General features: G+C 69.9%; 16 protein-coding genes. 12 read left to right on the top strand and 4 right to left on the bottom strand.

All coding sequences use genetic code 11. The features are described 5' to 3' along the window. Positions 1 to 84 precede the first annotated feature (84 nt). From ACZ6SF_RS22055 to ACZ6SF_RS22035, 5 genes are all read left to right on the top strand, one after another. Entirely contained in the window at positions 85 to 3,807 is a 3,723-nt protein-coding gene (locus ACZ6SF_RS22055) for a sensor histidine kinase (protein WP_466064024.1), read from the top strand. After that, positions 3,804 to 4,217 carry a roadblock/LC7 domain-containing protein gene (locus ACZ6SF_RS22050; protein ID WP_030522784.1) on the top strand — a complete coding sequence of 138 codons (414 nt, stop codon included), beginning with the start codon at positions 3,804 to 3,806 and terminating at the stop codon, positions 4,215 to 4,217. Before ACZ6SF_RS22055 ends, ACZ6SF_RS22050 begins: the two co-directional genes overlap by 4 nt. Before the next feature lie 7 nt (positions 4,218 to 4,224). Next, the gene (locus ACZ6SF_RS22045) at positions 4,225 to 4,599 is read left to right on the top strand and encodes a DUF742 domain-containing protein (protein WP_030522783.1); all 375 of its coding nucleotides are present in this window, start codon (positions 4,225 to 4,227) and stop codon (positions 4,597 to 4,599) included. Then, positions 4,580 to 5,182, top strand: coding sequence for a GTP-binding protein (locus tag ACZ6SF_RS22040; RefSeq protein ID WP_449999332.1), 603 nt, complete (start codon positions 4,580 to 4,582; stop codon positions 5,180 to 5,182). The genes ACZ6SF_RS22045 and ACZ6SF_RS22040 overlap by 20 nt, the downstream gene beginning before the upstream one ends. Before the next feature lie 72 nt (positions 5,183 to 5,254). Further along, on the top strand, positions 5,255 to 6,814 hold the full coding sequence (locus ACZ6SF_RS22035; protein WP_466064023.1) for a carboxyl transferase domain-containing protein: 1,560 nt from the start codon (positions 5,255 to 5,257) through the stop codon (positions 6,812 to 6,814). A gap of 7 nt (positions 6,815 to 6,821) precedes the next feature. On the opposite strand, the gene ACZ6SF_RS22030 is transcribed toward ACZ6SF_RS22035, so the two are convergent. Continuing rightward, positions 6,822 to 7,370: a hypothetical protein gene (locus ACZ6SF_RS22030; protein WP_466064022.1), complete on the bottom strand. Its 549-nt coding sequence runs from the start codon at positions 7,368 to 7,370 to the stop codon at positions 6,822 to 6,824. Then, the gene (locus ACZ6SF_RS22025) at positions 7,367 to 7,645 is read right to left on the bottom strand and encodes a helix-turn-helix transcriptional regulator (protein ID WP_466064021.1); all 279 of its coding nucleotides are present in this window, start codon (positions 7,643 to 7,645) and stop codon (positions 7,367 to 7,369) included. The genes ACZ6SF_RS22030 and ACZ6SF_RS22025 overlap by 4 nt, the downstream gene beginning before the upstream one ends. Positions 7,646 to 7,762: 117 nt before the next feature. On the opposite strand from ACZ6SF_RS22025, the gene ACZ6SF_RS22020 reads away from it, so the two are divergent. The 6 genes from ACZ6SF_RS22020 to ACZ6SF_RS21995 all read left to right on the top strand — a co-directional run bounded on the left by ACZ6SF_RS22020 (position 7,763) and on the right by ACZ6SF_RS21995 (position 13,475). Next, entirely contained in the window at positions 7,763 to 8,620 is an 858-nt protein-coding gene (locus ACZ6SF_RS22020; protein ID WP_466064020.1) for an aldo/keto reductase, read from the top strand. Between the two features lie 143 nt (positions 8,621 to 8,763). After that, the gene (locus ACZ6SF_RS22015) at positions 8,764 to 9,489 is read left to right on the top strand and encodes an enoyl-CoA hydratase (protein WP_466064019.1); all 726 of its coding nucleotides are present in this window, start codon (positions 8,764 to 8,766) and stop codon (positions 9,487 to 9,489) included. Further along, positions 9,489 to 10,634 (top strand): MBL fold metallo-hydrolase, encoded by a 1,146-nt coding sequence (locus tag ACZ6SF_RS22010; protein ID WP_466064018.1) that lies wholly within the window; start codon positions 9,489 to 9,491, stop codon positions 10,632 to 10,634. The genes ACZ6SF_RS22015 and ACZ6SF_RS22010 overlap by 1 nt, the downstream gene beginning before the upstream one ends. 35 nt (positions 10,635 to 10,669) lie before the next feature. Beyond that, a complete protein-coding gene (locus tag ACZ6SF_RS22005; RefSeq protein WP_466064017.1) occupies positions 10,670 to 10,909 on the top strand; it encodes an antitoxin in 240 nt (79 codons plus the stop codon). 73 nt (positions 10,910 to 10,982) lie between these two features. Beyond that, positions 10,983 to 13,202 (top strand): ATP-dependent DNA ligase, encoded by a 2,220-nt coding sequence (locus ACZ6SF_RS22000; protein ID WP_466064016.1) that lies wholly within the window; start codon positions 10,983 to 10,985, stop codon positions 13,200 to 13,202. Between the two features lie 87 nt (positions 13,203 to 13,289). Then, positions 13,290 to 13,475 (top strand): antitoxin, encoded by a 186-nt coding sequence (locus ACZ6SF_RS21995; protein WP_466064015.1) that lies wholly within the window; start codon positions 13,290 to 13,292, stop codon positions 13,473 to 13,475. Between the two features lie 31 nt (positions 13,476 to 13,506). Here ACZ6SF_RS21995 and ACZ6SF_RS21990 read toward each other — a convergent pair whose 3' ends face one another. Beyond that, positions 13,507 to 14,241, bottom strand: a complete 735-nt coding sequence (locus tag ACZ6SF_RS21990; protein ID WP_466064014.1) for a CbiQ family ECF transporter T component — start codon at positions 14,239 to 14,241, stop codon at positions 13,507 to 13,509. Then, positions 14,238 to 16,325 (bottom strand): ABC transporter ATP-binding protein, encoded by a 2,088-nt coding sequence (locus tag ACZ6SF_RS21985; protein ID WP_466064087.1) that lies wholly within the window; start codon positions 16,323 to 16,325, stop codon positions 14,238 to 14,240. The genes ACZ6SF_RS21990 and ACZ6SF_RS21985 overlap by 4 nt, the downstream gene beginning before the upstream one ends. Positions 16,326 to 16,483: 158 nt before the next feature. On the opposite strand from ACZ6SF_RS21985, the gene ACZ6SF_RS21980 reads away from it, so the two are divergent. Then, entirely contained in the window at positions 16,484 to 17,398 is a 915-nt protein-coding gene (locus ACZ6SF_RS21980) for a cation diffusion facilitator family transporter (RefSeq protein WP_466064013.1), read from the top strand. Positions 17,399 to 17,425 lie beyond the last annotated feature (27 nt).

Below are 17,425 nucleotides of genomic sequence, written 5' to 3'. Positions count from 1 at the left end.
GCAGCTCCACCCGTCGAGCCACCATGCGAGTGTGGAGTTTCGCTGATGGTGCATGGCTGGGGCCAGGTTGGAAAGTGAGTGGGAATGCGTGACGCCGCTAGGTCCGGCACGAAGCGCTGGGCGCTGAGTAACTGGGACCTTCGCTGGAAGGTTACGGCCGTGCTGGCCGTGCCGTTGGCGGTTGCGGTCGGGCTCGGCGTGTCCAGGATATCGGCGGAGTGGAGCGAGGCGAACCGGCTGGGCTCGGCCTCCGAGAACGTCAGTCTCGTCCCCGCCGTCATCGATCTGAGTTCGGCCACCTCGACGGTCGCCGGCTCCCAGGCCATCTCCATCGCTCCGGGCCGGTCGCTGGTCACCGAGGACAACCTGAAGACCCTCGACGCCACCCTCGCGGCGGCCGAGTCCGCGCTCGGCGACCTCGACGACGTCCCCGCCGCCCATCAGGCGCTGTCGGAGATGATCGATCAGGCCAAGGGCGTACGTTCCGGGGGCACGGCGCCGTCGAACCTGCCGCCGGACGAGGCGGTGGCCGTCCTCGACTCGGCGCGTAACGCCGGTGTCCGCGCGGTGGAGTCCATCCTCGGCGAGGTCAGCGATTCGTCCATCGACCCGGACAAGCTGCGTCTGGCGGACGCGCTGAACCTGCGGGCCACCATGGTCGGTGAGATCACCGCGGCCGCCGAATTGCTGCGCAACCAGGAGACCGGCGAGCAGGCCTACCTGACCGCGACCAATACCGAACGTCAGCAGCTGAACATCCTCAGCCAGCGCTACAACGCCGAGGATCCGGATATCACGGTGCTGCGCCAGGGCATCGACTACCGCGCGGGTCTGCTGCAGACCCCGGAGGCGCAGGCCGGCCGCCTGCCGCTGGGCGAGGCCCGGCAGTCGCTGCTGGACAGCACCGCCACCACCGACAAACTGATCAGCGAGGCCACCGGCGCGATCGACGACGGCGTGCGCGGCCTGGCCGACAAGGCGCTGTCCGACGCGGTGGTCTATTCGATCGTCGTGCTGCTGACGATTCTCGCGGCGCTGCTGCTGGCGGTATTCGTGGCGCGGTCGATGATCGTGCCGCTGCACCGCTTGCGCCTGGCCGCGCTGCGCGTGGCCGAGAGCGATCTGCCCGACGAGGTCGCGCAGCTGCGTACCGGAGCCTCGCCCGAAGAGGTCCCGCTGGAGCCGATGCCGATCCGCTCGGAGGAGGAGATCGGCCAGCTGGCCCGCGCCATCGACGATATCCACGGTCAGGCGCTCCGCCTGGCCAGTGATCAGGCGCAGATGCGTTCCCAGGTCAACGATATGTTCGAGACCTTGGCCCGGCGCAGTAAATCGCTCGTCGACCATCAGCTCAGCCTCATCGAGGCGATGGAGTACGACGAGAAGGATCCGCGCCTGCTGGAGAACCTCTTCCGGCTGGACCACCTCGCCGCGCGTATGCGCCGTAACGGCGACAACCTGCTGATTCTGGCCGGTACCAAACAGCGCCGTGCCAAATCCGCCCCCGTCGAGATCGCCGACGTCCTCCGCGCCGCGATCTCCGAGGTCGAGGACTACGAGCGCGTCAAGCTGGGCGCCACCCCGCGTGGTGCGCTGATCGAACCGGCCGCCTCCGATATGGCGCATCTGTTCGCCGAGCTGCTGGACAACGCCCTGCGTGCCTCTCCGCCGGAAACGGATGTGAAGTTCACCTTCGCGCAGGCGCACGATCAGGGTCTGCTGATCGAGGTCGCCGACCGCGGTATCGGTATGCCGCCCAGCGAGATGGCCGAGATCAACCGCCGTCTGGAGAGCACCGCCGAGCCCGGTCCCGATACCGCGCGTCATATGGGTCTGTTCGTGGTGGGCCGCCTCGCGGAACGGCACGGCCTGAACGTACGGCTGCGCCCGACCTTCGATACCGCGCGCGATCCCGGCGTCACGGTCACCGTGCACGTGCCGATGAGCCTGATCGTGGCGGGCGAGACCCAGATCCTGCCGCTGGCCACCGGTTCGGGGCCGCAGCCGCTGGTGCCGGCCGATACCGGTAAGAAGGCGAAGGAGGAGTCGCCGGACGAGGCCGCGGCCGCCGCGCTGCGCAACGCCGGTGGTTCGATGCAGACCCGTGGGATCAGCCGCACCGCGGCCGGGAACATGATGGTCACCGTCGACCCCGGGATGAGCGGCCCGCTGCCCGCGGTCGAACGTCCCAAGCCGCCGGAGCGCCCGGCCGGCCCCGCGCCGACGGGTCCGGGTGGACTGCCGCAGCGGCAGCCCGGTAACGCGATGCCCGCTGGAACGGCCCAGAACGAAGGGGTCACCAGTCTCCGGCAGGCGAGCGCGGGTAGCGCTCCGCAGCGCGGCAAACTGGCCGCCGCCAATCTGCCGAAACGCAATGTGGGTCCGGGTGGCACCGGCGCCACCCCGACCCTCCCGCCACGCACTCCGGGCGATTCGTCCGCCGGTGGCCCCCCGCCCCGGGAGACCTCGACCGGCTCCGGCGGGTTGCCGCAGCGGCAGCCGGGCGCCGGCGGCGCGGCCGCGCCGGGTTCGGGTGGGCTGCCGCAACGGCAGCCGGGTGTGAACGGTGCGCCGGCGAACCGGCAGGCCCCTCCGGCGCGACCGGAGACCGAGCGCCCTGTCGAGTCCCCGTCCGATACCGCCGCGGCGCCGCCGCGTCCGGCCGGGCCGCTGCCGTCGCGTCAACCGGGCCAGCCGGGTCCGAGCGGTCTGCCGCAGCGTGGCTCCGGTGGTCTGCCGCAGCGTGATTCGAGCGGCCTGCCGCAGCGTGATTCGAGCGGCCTGCCGCAGCGGGCTCCGGGTGCGAACGGTGCGCCCACCCGCGATGCGGGCGGTTCCGGTCTGCCGCAGCGTGGGTCGGCTCCGGCCGAACCGCCCCGGCGTGATCAGGATCCGCGGCCCGCGGCCGATACCGCGTCCGGTGGTCTGCCGACTCGGCGGGAACCCGGGCCCAACGGTCTGCCCGCCCGGGAGTCCTCCGGTGAATTGCCCGCCCACCGCGATCCCTCGGGGGGCCTGCCCTCCCGGCGCGATACCCCCGGTAACGGCGTGCCCCGGCGTCCGGCCCCCGGTGGCGGCCTGCCGCAGCGTGATTCGAGCGGCCTGCCGCAGCGGGATTCCAGCGGCCTGCCGCAGCGTGATTCGAGCGGTCTGCCGCAGCGTGGCGCGCCGGTCGAGAACGGTCTGCCCACCCGGGAATCCACCGGTGGTCTGCCGCAGCGGGACGCGGCTCCGCGCCGGCGTCCGGCCGAACCCGGTGGTCTGCCGCAGCGTGAGCCGGGTGGATATACGGCCGAACGATTCGACAATCCGCCCGGGGTGGCTCTACCCCGGGAAGCCGAGACCGGGAAGGACACCGCGTCCCCGCGGGAGCCGGGCCGGCACAGCTACAAGTCGAATCCGGCGAAGGCCGCCTCGTTCTTCCAGACCCGGCTGCAACCGGCCGAGGAACCCGACAGCATCATGGGTGGAACGCCCATCTTCGCCGAGATGATGTCGGCCTGGCTGTCGGATTCGGATACCGATCGCTCCCAGGCCGCGGCATCCTTCGACTCTCCCGGTGACGAGGGCTGGACGGCGGCCCGCCGGGCCAGCGAGGCCGAGCCCGAGACCCGTACCGCGGCCGGTTTGCCGCAGCGTAATCCGGGCGGCCGGTTGGTCCCGGGCGCCGTCAACGGGGCCCAGGAGCGTACGCCGAGTCGCAATCCCGACACGATCCGGTCTAGTTTGAGTCGGCACCAGCAAGGTGTTCGGGATGGCCGTGCAATGAGAGCAATGAACCTAACCGGAGACAAAGGAGACCGATGAACCCCGAACTAGGTGGTACGAACCGTCAGTTGGATTGGCTGGTTTCGAACTTCGCAGGCGAGGTTCCTGGCGTGGCCCATGCCGTTCTGGTTTCGGCCGACGGCCTGCTGATGGCGGCGAGTGCCCAGCTACCGGTCGATCGCGCCGAACAGCTCTCCGCTGTCACGGCCGGTCTGGCCAGTCTCTCGGTGGGTGTGTCCAATCTGTTCGAAGGCGGCACGGTACTGCAGTCCGTCGTCGAGATGGAGCACGGCTACCTGCTGCTGATGGCGGTGGGCGACGGGTCATATCTCGCGGTTCTGACCAATACGTCCTGCGATATCGGACAGGTCGGATACGAGATGGCGTTGTTGGTCGAACGCGTAGGCCAGACAGTTCAGGCCACTCCGCGCGTCACAATGGGTTCCTGATGGTGGGATGGACATAGAGGATCACCGCGTGGGAGGCTCCGAGCCCAGTCTCGTGCGCCCGTACTCACTGACTGCCGGTCGGACCAGACCCAAGGTCGAGTTGGCGCTCGAGGCTCTCGTCGCGTCCCATCCCATATCGCTCGAACGCCAGTACGAACTGAGCAATATCGAAAACTCGATAGTCGAGCTGTGCAGGGAGTCGCCGTCGGTCGCCGAACTAGCGGCTCGACTGGGTATACCGATCGGGGTGGCGCGGGTACTTGTAGCGGACCTGATCGAAGCCGGGCATGTCCGCGTTTCGGCGACATTGAAAGACGATTCCAGCGACGATGAACGTCGCGAGCTGATCGAAAGGGTTCTCAGTGGACTCCGGCGTATATGATTCGACGGCGCAGGTCGATACCCGCCTCAGCAAGCCCACCTCGGCGAAGATCGTGGTGGCAGGCGGGTTCGGCGTGGGCAAAACGACGCTGGTGGGGGCAGTTTCGGAAATCGTCCCGTTGAGAACCGAGGCTCTGGTGACAAACGCCAGCGCCGGGATCGACAGTCTCGCGGGTATCGAGAGCAAATCCACCACCACGGTGGCGATGGACTTCGGCCGGATCAGCCTGGCCGAGGATCTGGTGCTCTACCTCTTCGGTACCCCGGGTCAGTACCGATTCTGGTTCATGTGGGACGACCTGATCCGCGGTGCGATCGGCGCGGTGGTGCTGATCGACACCCGCCGGTTGGAGGACAGCTTCGCCGCCGTCGATTACTTCGAGGCGCGTAACCTGCCGTTCCTCGTCGCACTCAACCAGTTCGACGATGCCCCGCAGTACCCGATCGAGGACATCCGGCAGGCGCTGGCGGTCCCCGCCGACGTGCCGATCATGCCGATCGACGCGCGGCGCCGGGAACCGGCCAAGGAAGCTCTCGTCCGGCTGACCGAGTATGCGCTGCAGAAGGTCACCCGCGGTTACTGAGCCGGCCCGCGCCATACTGGTCGGCGTGCCGGTAGGGACTGTGACGGTACCGGGCGACCCGGCGGTCGCCGGATGACGCGCGGCTCGGGGCGGCTCGGGGCCCGGGAATTCCTCGATACGCTGCTCGATCCGGGCACGTTCGTGAGCTGGGACGTCGCGCCGCCACCGGTGGCGCGGACCGAGAGCTACCGGTCGGCGCTGTCCGGGGCCGCCGCCGCGGCGGGTACCGATGAGGCGGTACTCACCGGTGAGGGCCTGCTCCGGGGACGCCGTATCGCGGTGATCGCGTGCGAATTCGCGTTCCTGGCCGGGTCGATCGGGGTCGCCGCGGCCGAACGGGTGGTGTCGGCTGTCGAGCGGGCGACCGCGTCGGGGCTGCCGCTGGTCGCGTCTCCGACCTCCGGTGGGACCCGGATGCAGGAGGGCACGCTCGCCTTCGTCCAGATGGTGAAGATCGCGGGCGCCGTCGCCGCGCACAAATCCGCCGGTCATCCGTATGTGGTGTACCTGCGCAACCCGACCATGGGCGGGGTGTTCGCGTCCTGGGGGTCGCTCGGGCACATCACCTTCGCCGAACCGGGGGCGCTCATCGGGTTCCTCGGGCCCCGGGTGTACGAGGCGCTGTACGAACGGCCGTTTCCGGAGGGCGTGCAGATCGCGGAGAACCTGTACCGCACCGGGGTGATCGACGGGGTCGTCGATGTGACCGTGTTCCGGCGTATCGCGCACCGTGCCCTGAGTGTGTTCAGCGGGGCGGTGCGGATACCGGACACTCCGGCGGTCCGGCACCCGGTCGCCGCCGCGCGCGGTGCGCCCGCGGCGGCCTGGGAGTCGGTGCTGATCTCGCGGCGCCCGGATCGCCCGGGGATGCGCGAACTGCTGCGCCGGGCCACCCAGCGTGTCCCGCTCAGCGGCACCGGTCAGGGGGATACCGACCGGACGGCGGTGCTGGCGCTGGCCCGGTTCCGGGGCTGGCCGTGTGTCGTCTTCGGGCACGATCGCACCAATCAGGATCCCGAGCACACCATGGGGCCCGCCGCGCTGCGGGAGGCCCGCCGCAGTATGCAGCTGGCGGCCGAACTGGGGCTTCCGCTGGTGCTGGTGATCGATACGATCGGCGCCGCCCTGTCGAAGGAGGCCGAGGAGCGCGGGCTGGCTCCGGAGATCGCCCGCTGCCTGGCCGATCTGGTGACACTGGATACTCCCACGGTATCGGTGCTGCTCGGCCAGGGAACCGGTGGCGGTGCGCTGGCGCTGTTACCCGCCGACCGGGTGCTGGCGGCGACGCACGGATGGCTCGCGCCGCTGCCGCCGGAGGGTGCCAGTGCCATCGTGCACCGGGATACCGGGCATGCTCCGGAACTGGCCGCGGCACAGCGCATCCGGTCCGCCGATCTGCTGGCCGACGGGATCGTGGACCGGATCGTTCCCGAATATCCCGACGCCGCCGACGAACCGGTCGATTTCGCGCGCCGCATGGTGGCGGCGATCGCGGAAGAGCTGGCCGGATTGGCCGGGCGATCGCCTGCCGAGCTGCGAGCCGACCGAAGCCGCCGATATCGCCGGTTGGGGACACCCGGGGACGCGCCCACCCTGCCGGGATCGGTTCCGGGATCAGGATTCCGGGCCTGATCCCGGGTCAGTTCTCCGGTTCGGGATCTCGTTCGGTCCAGGCCAGGATCATGGCGGGCGCGCAACCGCCGGCCAGCAGCGTCGCCAGGATCATGACCCCGCCCGCGTAGGCGGTGCGGGAGGCATCGGCTTCCGGGAACAGCGCGCCGCTCCATACGAGGTACATCATCGGGAACACCGACAGGACCTGGGTGACGGTCAGCCCCAGCGACCGGGCGGTCTCGCGCTGGGCGAATTCCAGCTCGTCGAGGGTATCGGCCGGTGCGTTGTCCTGCGCGTCGGCGACGATTCGCACCATCGTCCACGAGGGCAGGAAGACCAGTACGGCGAATCCGCCGAGCAGGGCGGCCCACTCCAGCCCGAACGCGCACAGCACACCGGCGCCGAACGTCAGGACCAGCGCCGCGACCGTGGTGCCCACCAGGATTCTGCGGCGCGGGGTGGTGCGCCAGCCCGGGAGCATGCCGGCGATCTGCTTCTCCCGGACGAGCCAGCGCCGGATCCGGTAGGCCCGGTATCGGTCGAGCAGGGAAGTGGGTTCGGTGGCGGCAGTCATGACGGCTGTCCTTTCTCACGGGAGTACAGCTCGGCCGACAGGGGTGTGAACTCGGTCCGGGAGAACACCGCCTCCACCGGGAGCCCGAACACCTCGCAGATGCGCAGGGCCAGGTCCAGGCTCGGGTAGTGGTTGCCGCGTTCGAGGGCGCCGATCGTCTGCGGGTTGACGTTCACGGCCTCGGCCAGGGCCGCCCGCGACATCCGGTGCTCGGCGCGTAGTACGGCGATCCGGTTGAATATCGGCAGAGTTTCCCCGCGTCTCACTGGGCTCACACAATGAAGTGTTGTAAAAACACAACGATCTGTCAAGTTGTTCAGAGCTACGCCGCGGCGCGAACACGAGCCGGGTCTTCGTTGACCTGCCGCCGAACCGCTTCTACCGTCGGAACAGTGACCACCAGACGTGAGACCGGTGTTGTTCCTCCCATCGTCCTGAACGACGGCAGCTTGATGCCGCAGCTCGGGTTCGGGGTGTTCCAGGTTCCGGCCGAAGAGGTCGTCGATGCGGTGACGGCCGCCCTGCGGGCCGGGTACCGCAGTATCGATACCGCCGCGGTCTATCAGAACGAGGAGGGCACCGGCCGGGCCATCCGGCAATTCGGGCTGCCCCGCGACGAGGTCTTCGTCACCACGAAGCTCTGGAACGCCGATCAGGGCTACGACTCCACTCTGCGCGCCTTCGACGCGAGCCTGAAGCGGCTGGGGCTGGAGTATCTGGACCTGTATCTCATCCACTGGCCGGCGGCCGCGGCGGACCGCTTCGTCGACACCTTCCGCGCCTTCCAGCGGCTCGAAGCCGACGGACTGGTGCGTTCCATCGGTGTCTCCAACTTCCGGGTGCCCGATCTGGAGCGGGTCATCGCCGAAACCGGGCAGACCCCCTCGGTCAACCAGATCGAGCTGCACCCCGGGCTGATCCAGCGTGAACTCCGCGAGTACCACGCCGAGCACGCCATCGCCACCGAGGCCTGGAGCCCGCTGGGGCAGGGCACGCTGCTCGGCGATCCGGTGGTCACCCGGATCGCCGGCGAGGTGGACCGCACACCCGCGCAGGTGATCATTCGCTGGCATCTGCAGCTGGGCAATGTGGTGATCCCGAAATCGGTGACCCCCGCGCGGATCGAGGAGAACTTCGACGTCTTCGGGTTCGAACTGTCGGCCGAGCAGATGGCGGCCGTCTCCGGACTCGACACGGGGACCCGTATCGGGCCCGATCCCGAGACCTTCGCGGCCGGCCTGGAGAACTGAGGTCCCACCCCCGCCGAGCCGGGCTCCGGGCCCGGGTCGCCCGCTTCGGCTTACGCGAGCCGTTGCCGCCGCTGTGGCAGAGTGGGCAGTAACCCATCGTTATCGGCTGTTGTATCGGATTCGTTCAGCGGGGAAGGACACACATGCTCGGGGTCAGCCGCGACGGCGACGTCGTCACGATCGAACTACAGCGGGAAGACCGGCGTAACGCACTGAATCTGGACCTCGTCGTACAGCTTCGCGACGCGCTGGCCCAGGCGCAGCGGGACGCCCGGGTGGTGGTCATCAGCGGCCGCGGCCCGGTGTTCAGCGCCGGTGCGGACCTGGGCGGTGTGTACTCCACCGAATTCCTCGACGCCCTGCTGGATATGCTGCACGAAATCGAGTCGATGCCGCAGCCGGTGATCGCGGCCCTCAACGGGCCCGCTCTGGGGGCCGGGGTGCAACTGGCGCTGGCGTCGGATCTGCGTGTCCTGCCGCCGGACTCGTACCTGGCGATTCCCGCCGCCAAACTCGGCATCTCCGTGGACAGCTGGACCATCCGCCGGCTGGTATCGCTGATCGGCGCCGGTCCGGCCCGCACGCTGCTGCTGGGCGCGGAACCGATCTCGGCCGCCGATGCCTACGCGTTCGGTTTCGCCAACCGGCTCGGCACCGTCGCCGATGCCCAGACCTGGGCGAAATCCATCGCCGAACTCGCGCCGCTGTCGCTGCGCCATCTGAAACTCGTGCTCAACGACGACGGCACCCGCGCCGCGGCCAACCAGATCCAGCACAAAGCGCTGGAGGCGGCCTGGAGCAGCGCGGATGCCGAAGAAGGCCGCCTGGCCCGCAAGGAGAAGCGGGCCCCGAAATTCCAGGGGCGCTGATGCGGACCCGGACCGTCGCCGCCGCGTTCGCGGGACTGGCGGGGATGACGGTGGCCGGCTGGGTGGTGCGCGCCCTGGACGGGTTACCGGCGGCGCTGGGCGCCTCGGTGTCGGCGATAGCGCCCACCGCCACCGGCGCCCGCAGCTACCGCGACCGGCAGTTCCACAACACCGAACCCGCGTCGCCGATCGTCGTCCGTGACAACCCCGCCGGTCTGCTGTCGATGGTGGCGGCCCTGCGCGCCGGCCGGCCGAAGGCTCCGGTGCCACTGGCCGAACCGCAACGTCCGACCGCGGCCGCCGCGCTGGCCGTCACCTGGTACGGGCATGCCAGCGCACTGGTCGAGATCGACGGGTACCGAGTGCTCACCGACCCGGTGTGGAGCGAGCGGGTCTCGCCGTCGCGGCTGGTCGGCCCGAGCCGTATCCATCCGGTCCCGGTGGAGCTGGTGGACCTGCCGCAGGTGGACGCGGTGGTGATCTCCCACGATCACTACGACCACCTCGACGCCGATACCATCTCCACCCTGGTCGCCACTCAGCGCGCGGTGTTCGTGGTGCCCCTGGGCGTCGGCGCGCATCTGCGGCACTGGGGTGTGCCCGAAGCGCGCGTGATCGAATTGGATTGGGGCGGCTCGTATTCGATCGCCGATCCCGAGGGCGGCCGCGGTGACCTGACCATCACCTGCGCCGAAGCCCGGCATTTCTCGGGGCGCGGGCTGGTCCGCAACACCACGCTGTGGGCGGGCTGGTCGCTGATCGGCCCGGAGCACCGGGTCTATTTCGGCGGTGACACCGGTTTCACCAAGGCTTTCGCCGCGACCGGGACGCAGTCCGGGCCCTTCGACCTCACCCTGCTGCCGATCGGCGCCTACGACCCGCACTGGTCCGACATCCATATGAACCCGGAGGAGGCGGTGCGCGCCCACGCCGACCTCTGCCAGGGCGATCCGTCCCACGGGGTGCTGGTCCCGATCCACTGGGCGACCTTCAATCTGGCGCCGCACCCGTGGGCCGAGCCGGTCCGCCGGCTGGTGGACGCCGCCGGCCCGGCCGGGACCGCGATCGCGGTACCGCAACCCGGGCAACGGCTCGATATCGCCGACCTCCCGCCGGCGCGTTCGTGGTGGGAAGATATGGAGTGAACGGTTCCGCACGGTGACAGGGAAGGAATCCGGCAATGAGCTTGATGGACAACCTGAAGAATCTGGTCGGTAAGGGCCAGGAAGTCGCGGCCAAGAACTCCGACAAGATCAACCAAGCGGTCGACAAGGCCGGCGATTTCGTCGACCAGAAGACCAAGGGCAAGTACTCCGACAAGATCCAGAAGGGCAAGGAGGCCGCCCGCAAGGTGGTGCCCCCGGACCAGCCGGGCGGCCCCGGTCAGCCGCCGGCCCCGGGTTCGGGCCCGCGTCCGTGACCCACGGCCGGACACCGGCGTGAACCCTTGCGGCCCGCCGGTCCCGGCCGGCGGCCCGCGGCGGTGATCCGCCGTGAACCGGAGTTTCGGGGGTGAACCGGGGCAGCCGGATATCGAGGTTCGGCTGAGCAACCTCGGCAAAATCCTCTATCCGGCGACCGGGACCACCAAGGGCGAGGTGATCGACTACTACGCCGAGATCGCCCCGGCCATGCTGCCGCATATGGCGGGGCGGCCCGTCACCCGTAAACGCTGGCCCAACGGTGTCGGCGAATCCTCCTTCTTCGAGAAGAACCTCGCGACGGGCGCCCCCGAGTGGCTGCCGCGCCGGGCGCAGCGGCATTCCGGGCGCACCGTCACCTACCCGGTGATCTCGTCACAGGCCGGGCTGGTGTGGCTGGGTCAGCAGGCGGCGCTGGAGGTCCACGTACCGCAGTGGCGGTTCGACGGCGACGACGCCGGCCCGGCCACGCGCCTGGTCTTCGACCTCGACCCCGGCCCCGGCGCGGGTCTCGCCGAATGCGCTCGGGTGGCCCTCGGGGTCCGGGATATGGTCGGCGAGATCGGGCTGCGCGCCTATCCGCTGACCAGTGGGAGCAAAGGTATCCACCTCTACGTTCCGCTGGACCGGACTCTCGGGCCGGGCGGGGCGTCGGCGGTGGCCAGGCAGGTGGCCACCAACCTCGAACAGCTGATGCCCGAGCTGGTGACCGCCACCATGGCCAAGAAGGTGCGGGCGGGCAAGGTCTTCCTGGACTGGAGTCAGAACAACCCGGCGAAGACGACGATCGCGCCGTACTCACTGCGCGGGCGCGAACAGCCGAACGCCGCCGCCCCGCGCGACTGGGACGAGCTCGAGAACCCGGGTGAGCTGCGGCAGCTGCGATTCGACGAGGTGCTCGAACGCTACCGGTCCGGCGGAGATCCGCTGGCCGGGCTGGATCCGCCGATGGACGACGCGCTCACCAGGTACCGCTCGATGCGGGATCCCGCCCGCACCCCCGAACCGGTACCCGTTCATTCGCCGCGCAGCGGGCCGGACAACCGCTATGTCGTGCACGAGCACCACGCGCGGCGGCTGCATTGGGATGTGCGGCTGGAACGCGACGGGGTGCTGGTGTCATGGGCGGTGCCGAAGGGCCCGCCGGACAGCCCGCGACAGAACCGGCTCGCCGTGCACACCGAGGACCACCCGCTGGAGTATCTGGATTTCCACGGCACCATCCCGGCCGGGGAGTACGGGGCGGGGGAGATGTCGGTCTGGGACACCGGCACCTACCGCGCCGAGAAATGGCGCGACGACGAGGTGATCGTGGTGCTGCGCGGCGACCGGTTGCGCGGCCGGTACGCGCTGATCCGCACCGAGGGCGATCAGTGGCTGATGCATCTGATGAAGGAACAGCCCGCGCTGGGTGAACTCCCGCGCGGGCTCACCCCGATGCTGGCCACCGGCGGCGAGGTCGAGGACCTGCCGGAATCGGAGTGGGCGTTCGAGCGCAAATGGGACGGCTACCGGCTGCTGGTCGAAATCGACGCGGGTGAACTACGGTTGCGCAGCCGGGCGGGTAACGATGTGACCGAACGCTATCCGCAACTGGCGGTGCTCGCCGAGGAACTCGCCGATCACCAGGCGGTGCTGGACGGGGAGATCATCGTCCGCGGACCCGGCGGCGCGGTGAACATCGCACTGCTGAAGGCGAATCCGCGACAGGCCGAGTTCCTGGCCTTCGACCTGCTGTACCTGGACGGCACCTCGCTGCTGCGCAAACGCTACAGCGACCGCCGGCGGGTGCTGGAGGCGCTGGCCGCGACGAGTCCGGCGCTGCGGGTGCCGCCGCGCTACGAGGGCGGCGGCGGGGACGCGTTGCGGCAGAGCCGTGCCGAGGGCGCCGAGGGGGTGGTCGCCAAACGGCTCGACTCGGTGTACCTGCCGGGGACACGCGGGCACGCCTGGGTGAAATACCGCAACTGGCGGACCCAGGAGGTGCTGGTGGGCGGTATGCGGCGCAGTAAGGCGCGCGCGTTCGCTTCCCTGCTGGTGGGGGTGCCCGGGCCGGACGGGCTGGTGTACACCGGGCGGGTCGGTACGGGTTTCGGTGACGCGGCGATGGCGGAACTGGCGGGCCGCCTGCGCCGCCTGGAGCGTAAGACCAGCCCGTTCACCAATGAGATGACCGCGGACGAATGCCGCGATGTGATGTGGGTGACCCCGAAGGTCGAAGGCAGTGTGCGGTACATGGATTGGACCGACGGCGGCCGCTTCTGGCATCCGGCCTGGCTGGGCGAATCGTGAGGGTGGGCGCCACCCGTTCGGCGCCGCGCGCACGCTCCCCGCTGGGTACTCTGGATCTTGGTCGATGGGTTCGAGCGAGGAGCGGCAATGGATTTCAAGGGACTGGCGAACAAGGCGCTGGGCCTGGCCCGGAAGAACGCCGGCAAGGTGGACCCGCTGATCGAGAAGGTCGGTGACGCGGTGGACAAGAAGACCGGTGGCAAATACGCGAGCCAGGTCGACAAGGCGCAGGAGGCCGCCCGCAAGGCCGTCCGGGATCCGGGACACAAGTAGATCCGGGCCGCGTCGCGGCCGGGCGCCCTGGTTACAGCAGCAGCTCCAGCGTCAGCGCGCCGGCGCAGACGGCGATCACCACGACCAGTGCGATCGCGTCTCCGCGGCCGGGGGCGCCCGGGCGCGCGGTGAGTTGACCGGTGCCGCCGCGTGCGGTGATCGCCTCACCCAGTTCCCCGGCGCGGCGGGTGGATACGGCCATCGCGGCGGTGAGGATATCGATCACCGGATCGGTGGTGCGATGCAGCAGATCGGGTTTCGGGCGCAGCCGCCGGGCCGCGCGCAGGATCCGGATCTCCTCGAGCAGCAGTGGCAGGCCGCGCAGGGTCAGCGCCACCACCACCGCGAGTTCGTCCACGGGGACGCGGAGTCTGCGCAGTGGCCGGCCGAGGGTGGCGAGCGCGGGGGCGATCTCGCTCATGGGAGTGGTCCAGGCGATCAGCATGGAGGCCGCGATGAGGATCAACCCGAACGTCACCACCTGCGCGTAACGCAGGAGTGCCGCGCCGCCGACCGGTGCGGCGAGCAGGGCCCCGAGGGCGATCAGCAACCAGAACGGCCAGGGCAGCCGCGGTAGCACACCCAGCGGCAGGCGGGCGACGGCGCCGATCACGATCAGGAACACGATCATGATGCCGAGGATCGGCCAGCTCGGCAGCACCATCAGCAGCAGGCTGATCAGGAAGACCCCGATCATCTTCGTGCCCGCCCACAGCCGGTGCACCGGACTGGCCACCGGAACCTGTCGCAGCAGAACGGTGCTCATCGGGGACCTCCGCCTTCCATCCCGGGGGTATCGCCGCCGCGCAGTCGCCAGGCCGTATCCGGCCGGGGGTGTGGAGCCGGTGGCAGGGGCGCGGTATCGGGGACCGGTACCTGCGCGGTCTCGGTTTCCGGGATATGCCCGGCCCGCAGATGAACGGTCCGATCACAGATGGCCGCCACATCCTCCACATCGTGGGAGATCACGATCAGCGTCAGACCCGAATCGCGTAATCCGGCCAGCAGTTCGACGATATCGGCGCGGCCTTCCGGATCGAGCCCGGCCAGGGGTTCGTCCAGCACGACCACCTGGGGGCTGCTCGCGACGATGGCCGCCAGCACCACCCGTTTGGCCTGGCCGCCGCTCAGTTCCTCGATGGACCGCGTGGTCAGCGAACGATCCAGGCCGACCGCGTCCAGAGCTTTGCCGACCGTGCCGGAGCCGGTGCCCTCGCCGCCCCAGTCGGCCACCTCCTCGCCGACGGTATGGCGCTGGAGTTGCAGCCGGGAATGCTGGAAGGCCAGCTCCACCCTGCCGATCTGTTTGCCGACCGGTTTGCCGGCCAGTTCGCAGGACCCGGAGCTGGGTGCGATGAGCCCGGCCATGATCCAGGCCAGCGTCGATTTCCCGGACCCGTTACCGCCGACCACGAGCAGCGCTTCCCCGCGTCGCACCGTGAGGTCGATGCCGTGCAGCGCGGCCGCCTCCCACGGGGTGCCGCGGTTGTAGGTGTGGCGGACCCCGCGCAGTTCGAGCAGGGTGTCGCCCATGGGCCTGCGGCGCCGGGCGCCCGCCGGTTTCGGCCAGGCCGGCAGATGGCCGACGGTATGGCCGCCCGCCAGGTGGATCACCCGGTCGGCGGCATGCGCGTCGGCCTCGTGATGGGTCACCAGAACCACCGCCATGCCGTGCCGGCGCGGCAATCGCGCGAGCAGGGCCACCAGTTCGCGGCGGCCCTCGGGGTCGATCATCGAGGTGGCCTCGTCGGCGATGAGCAGGGCCGGGCGGCGGGCCAGGGCCGCCGCGACCGCCAGTCGCTGCTGCTGACCGCCGGACAGCGCCGCGGTTTCCTTACCGCCCATCCCCGCGAGCCCGACCTCGGCCAGCAGGCCGTCGATATCGACCTGCGCCGCCGGTCCGGCGGGCAGACCCCAGACCACATCGTCGGCCACCAGCACACCCAGGGTCTGGCTTTCCGGGCGTTGCAGCACCAGCGCTGTCCCGCCCAGGTGGCCGAGTCCGGCCGAACCCGGCCGCTCGACGGTGCCGGTGGTCGGCGGCAGCCCGGCCAGCAGCCGGGTGAGGGTGGATTTGCCGGACCCGTTGTGGCCGACCACCGCCACGAATTCGCCCACCTCGACCCGCAGGTCGATTCCGGTGAGGGCATCGGCGGCCGCGCCCGGGTAGCGGTATCCGGCGGCCCGCAGGGTCACCGGAAGCGGCTCGATCGGCCGGTCGTCGGCGGGGGCGTCGAGCCGGTCGCTGCCCGGCAGCCAGGTCAGGCGGTCCAGCACCGAGCCGAGGACGAACCAGGAGACCAGTGCCGTGAGGACCGTGCCGAACAGGACGGTCCCGCCGATATAGGCCCACCACCAGTCCAGCACCACCTCCGCGATATCCAGGACACCACGGCCCAGCGGGGCCAGTTGCGCCTGGCGGGAGGTGAGTTCGGCGAACCCGGTCGCGGTGTTGCGGACCGTGTCGAAGAGCAGTTCGCGGGTCGCGGAGAAGGCCAGCAGGAACCCGATGGATACCGCGCTCCAGGCGATACCGGCGAGGATCGACAGTCCGGTGACCGCGATGACGCCGCCGTCGCGGCGTTTGACCGTACCCACGATTCCGCCGATGGTGGCCGTGGCGACCATCGCCATGGCCGCGGTGAGCCCGGCGGCGACGAAGGTGACCAGGGCCGCCGAAACGGAGGCGACGACGACCGCGCGGAACCGGTAGCGATGCGCGAGCAGGCCCATCGGGACGGCCGCGACCAGCTGTAGCGCGGCGGCGAAGGGGACCAGCGCCCCCACGGTGACCAAGCCGACGGTGACGCCGCCGAGTACCGCGCCGTTCGCGAGTTCGATCGGCCGCAGGGTGGCGGCGGAGCCGGGGGGACCGCCGGGATATCGGCCGGTTTCCCCGAGGTGGGTGGTTGCGGGCTGGGCACTCACGGAATCAAGTCTGCCAGCCCGGCGGAGAGAGTCGAATCGAAGGTGTTGCAAGCATGCGCATGGACGCATATGTTGTTCGGGTGGGACATGATCATACGCATGGGGTATCACCCGAGAGCGCCTCCGGGAAGTACGTCGGACGGCTCGGCCTGGCCCTCGCCATCGGCGCCGGATTCATGCTGATCGAACTGGCGTTCGCGCTGGTCACCGGTTCGCTGGCCTTGTTATCCGATGCGGCCCATATGCTCACCGACGTCGTCGGTATCGGGATGGCGCTCTCGGCGATCGTGCTGGCGCGCAATACCCGGCCCAGCTACACCCGCACCTTCGGCTACTACCGGGCCGAAGTGATCGCCGCCCTGGCGAACGCGGTGCTGCTGTTCGGCGTGGCCGGCTACGTGCTGGTGGAGGCGGTGCGCCGATTCGGTGAGCCGCCCGAGGTTCCCGGGGTGCCGGTACTGGTCGCCGGTGTGATCGGCCTGCTCGCCAATATCGTGTCGTTCCTGCTGCTGCGCCGGGGCGCGGAGGAGAGCCTGAACGTGCGCGGCGCCTATCTCGAGGTCCTCGCCGATATGGTCGGCTCCTTCGGCGTGCTCCTCTCCGCCGCGATCACCCTGACCACCGGCTGGTACTACGCCGATATGCTCGTCGGCGTCGCCATCGGCGTCTGGGTGCTGCCGCGCACCTATCTGCTGGCCCGGCGGTCGCTGCGCATCCTGTTCCAGCACAGTCCGGAGGAACTCGACGTGGAAGAGGTCGCGGCCGCGCTGGGGGCGGTACCCGGGGTCCGCGATGTCCACGATCTGCATGTCTGGACGCTGACCTCCGGAATGGAGGTGGCCTCCGCGCATATCACCACCACCGGCGCCGATTCCGGCGACGAGATCCTGCGGGCGTGCCAGCATCTGCTGGCCGAGCGTTTCCATATCCAGCACGCCACGCTGCAGGTCGAGACCACCGATACGGCCCGGCGCTGCGCCCAGCTGTCCTGGTAGCGGCCGGGTGGCGGTCCGATAGAGATA

This window comes from Nocardia sp. NPDC049935, from assembly GCF_055586645.1.
The sequence above is the reverse complement of the archived record's forward strand: the minus strand, read 5'-3'. Positions and strand labels throughout refer to the sequence as shown.

Bases quoted from the DNA above. Each gene is read 5' to 3' on its own strand.
- ACZ6SF_RS22055 (WP_466064024.1), top strand. From the start codon at position 85: ATGCGTGACGCCGCTAGGTCCGGCACGAAGCGCTGGGCGCTGAGTAAC.
- ACZ6SF_RS22050 (WP_030522784.1), top strand. From the start codon at position 3,804: ATGAACCCCGAACTAGGTGGTACGAACCGTCAGTTGGATTGGCTGGTT.
- ACZ6SF_RS22045 (WP_030522783.1), top strand. From the start codon at position 4,225: ATGGACATAGAGGATCACCGCGTGGGAGGCTCCGAGCCCAGTCTCGTG.
- ACZ6SF_RS22035 (WP_466064023.1), top strand. From the start codon at position 5,255: ATGACGCGCGGCTCGGGGCGGCTCGGGGCCCGGGAATTCCTCGATACG.
- ACZ6SF_RS22030 (WP_466064022.1), bottom strand. From the start codon at position 7,370: ATGACTGCCGCCACCGAACCCACTTCCCTGCTCGACCGATACCGGGCC.
- ACZ6SF_RS22015 (WP_466064019.1), top strand. From the start codon at position 8,764: ATGCTCGGGGTCAGCCGCGACGGCGACGTCGTCACGATCGAACTACAG.
- ACZ6SF_RS22010 (WP_466064018.1), top strand. From the start codon at position 9,489: ATGCGGACCCGGACCGTCGCCGCCGCGTTCGCGGGACTGGCGGGGATG.
- ACZ6SF_RS22005 (WP_466064017.1), top strand. From the start codon at position 10,670: ATGAGCTTGATGGACAACCTGAAGAATCTGGTCGGTAAGGGCCAGGAA.
- ACZ6SF_RS21995 (WP_466064015.1), top strand. From the start codon at position 13,290: ATGGATTTCAAGGGACTGGCGAACAAGGCGCTGGGCCTGGCCCGGAAG.
- ACZ6SF_RS21990 (WP_466064014.1), bottom strand. From the start codon at position 14,241: ATGAGCACCGTTCTGCTGCGACAGGTTCCGGTGGCCAGTCCGGTGCAC.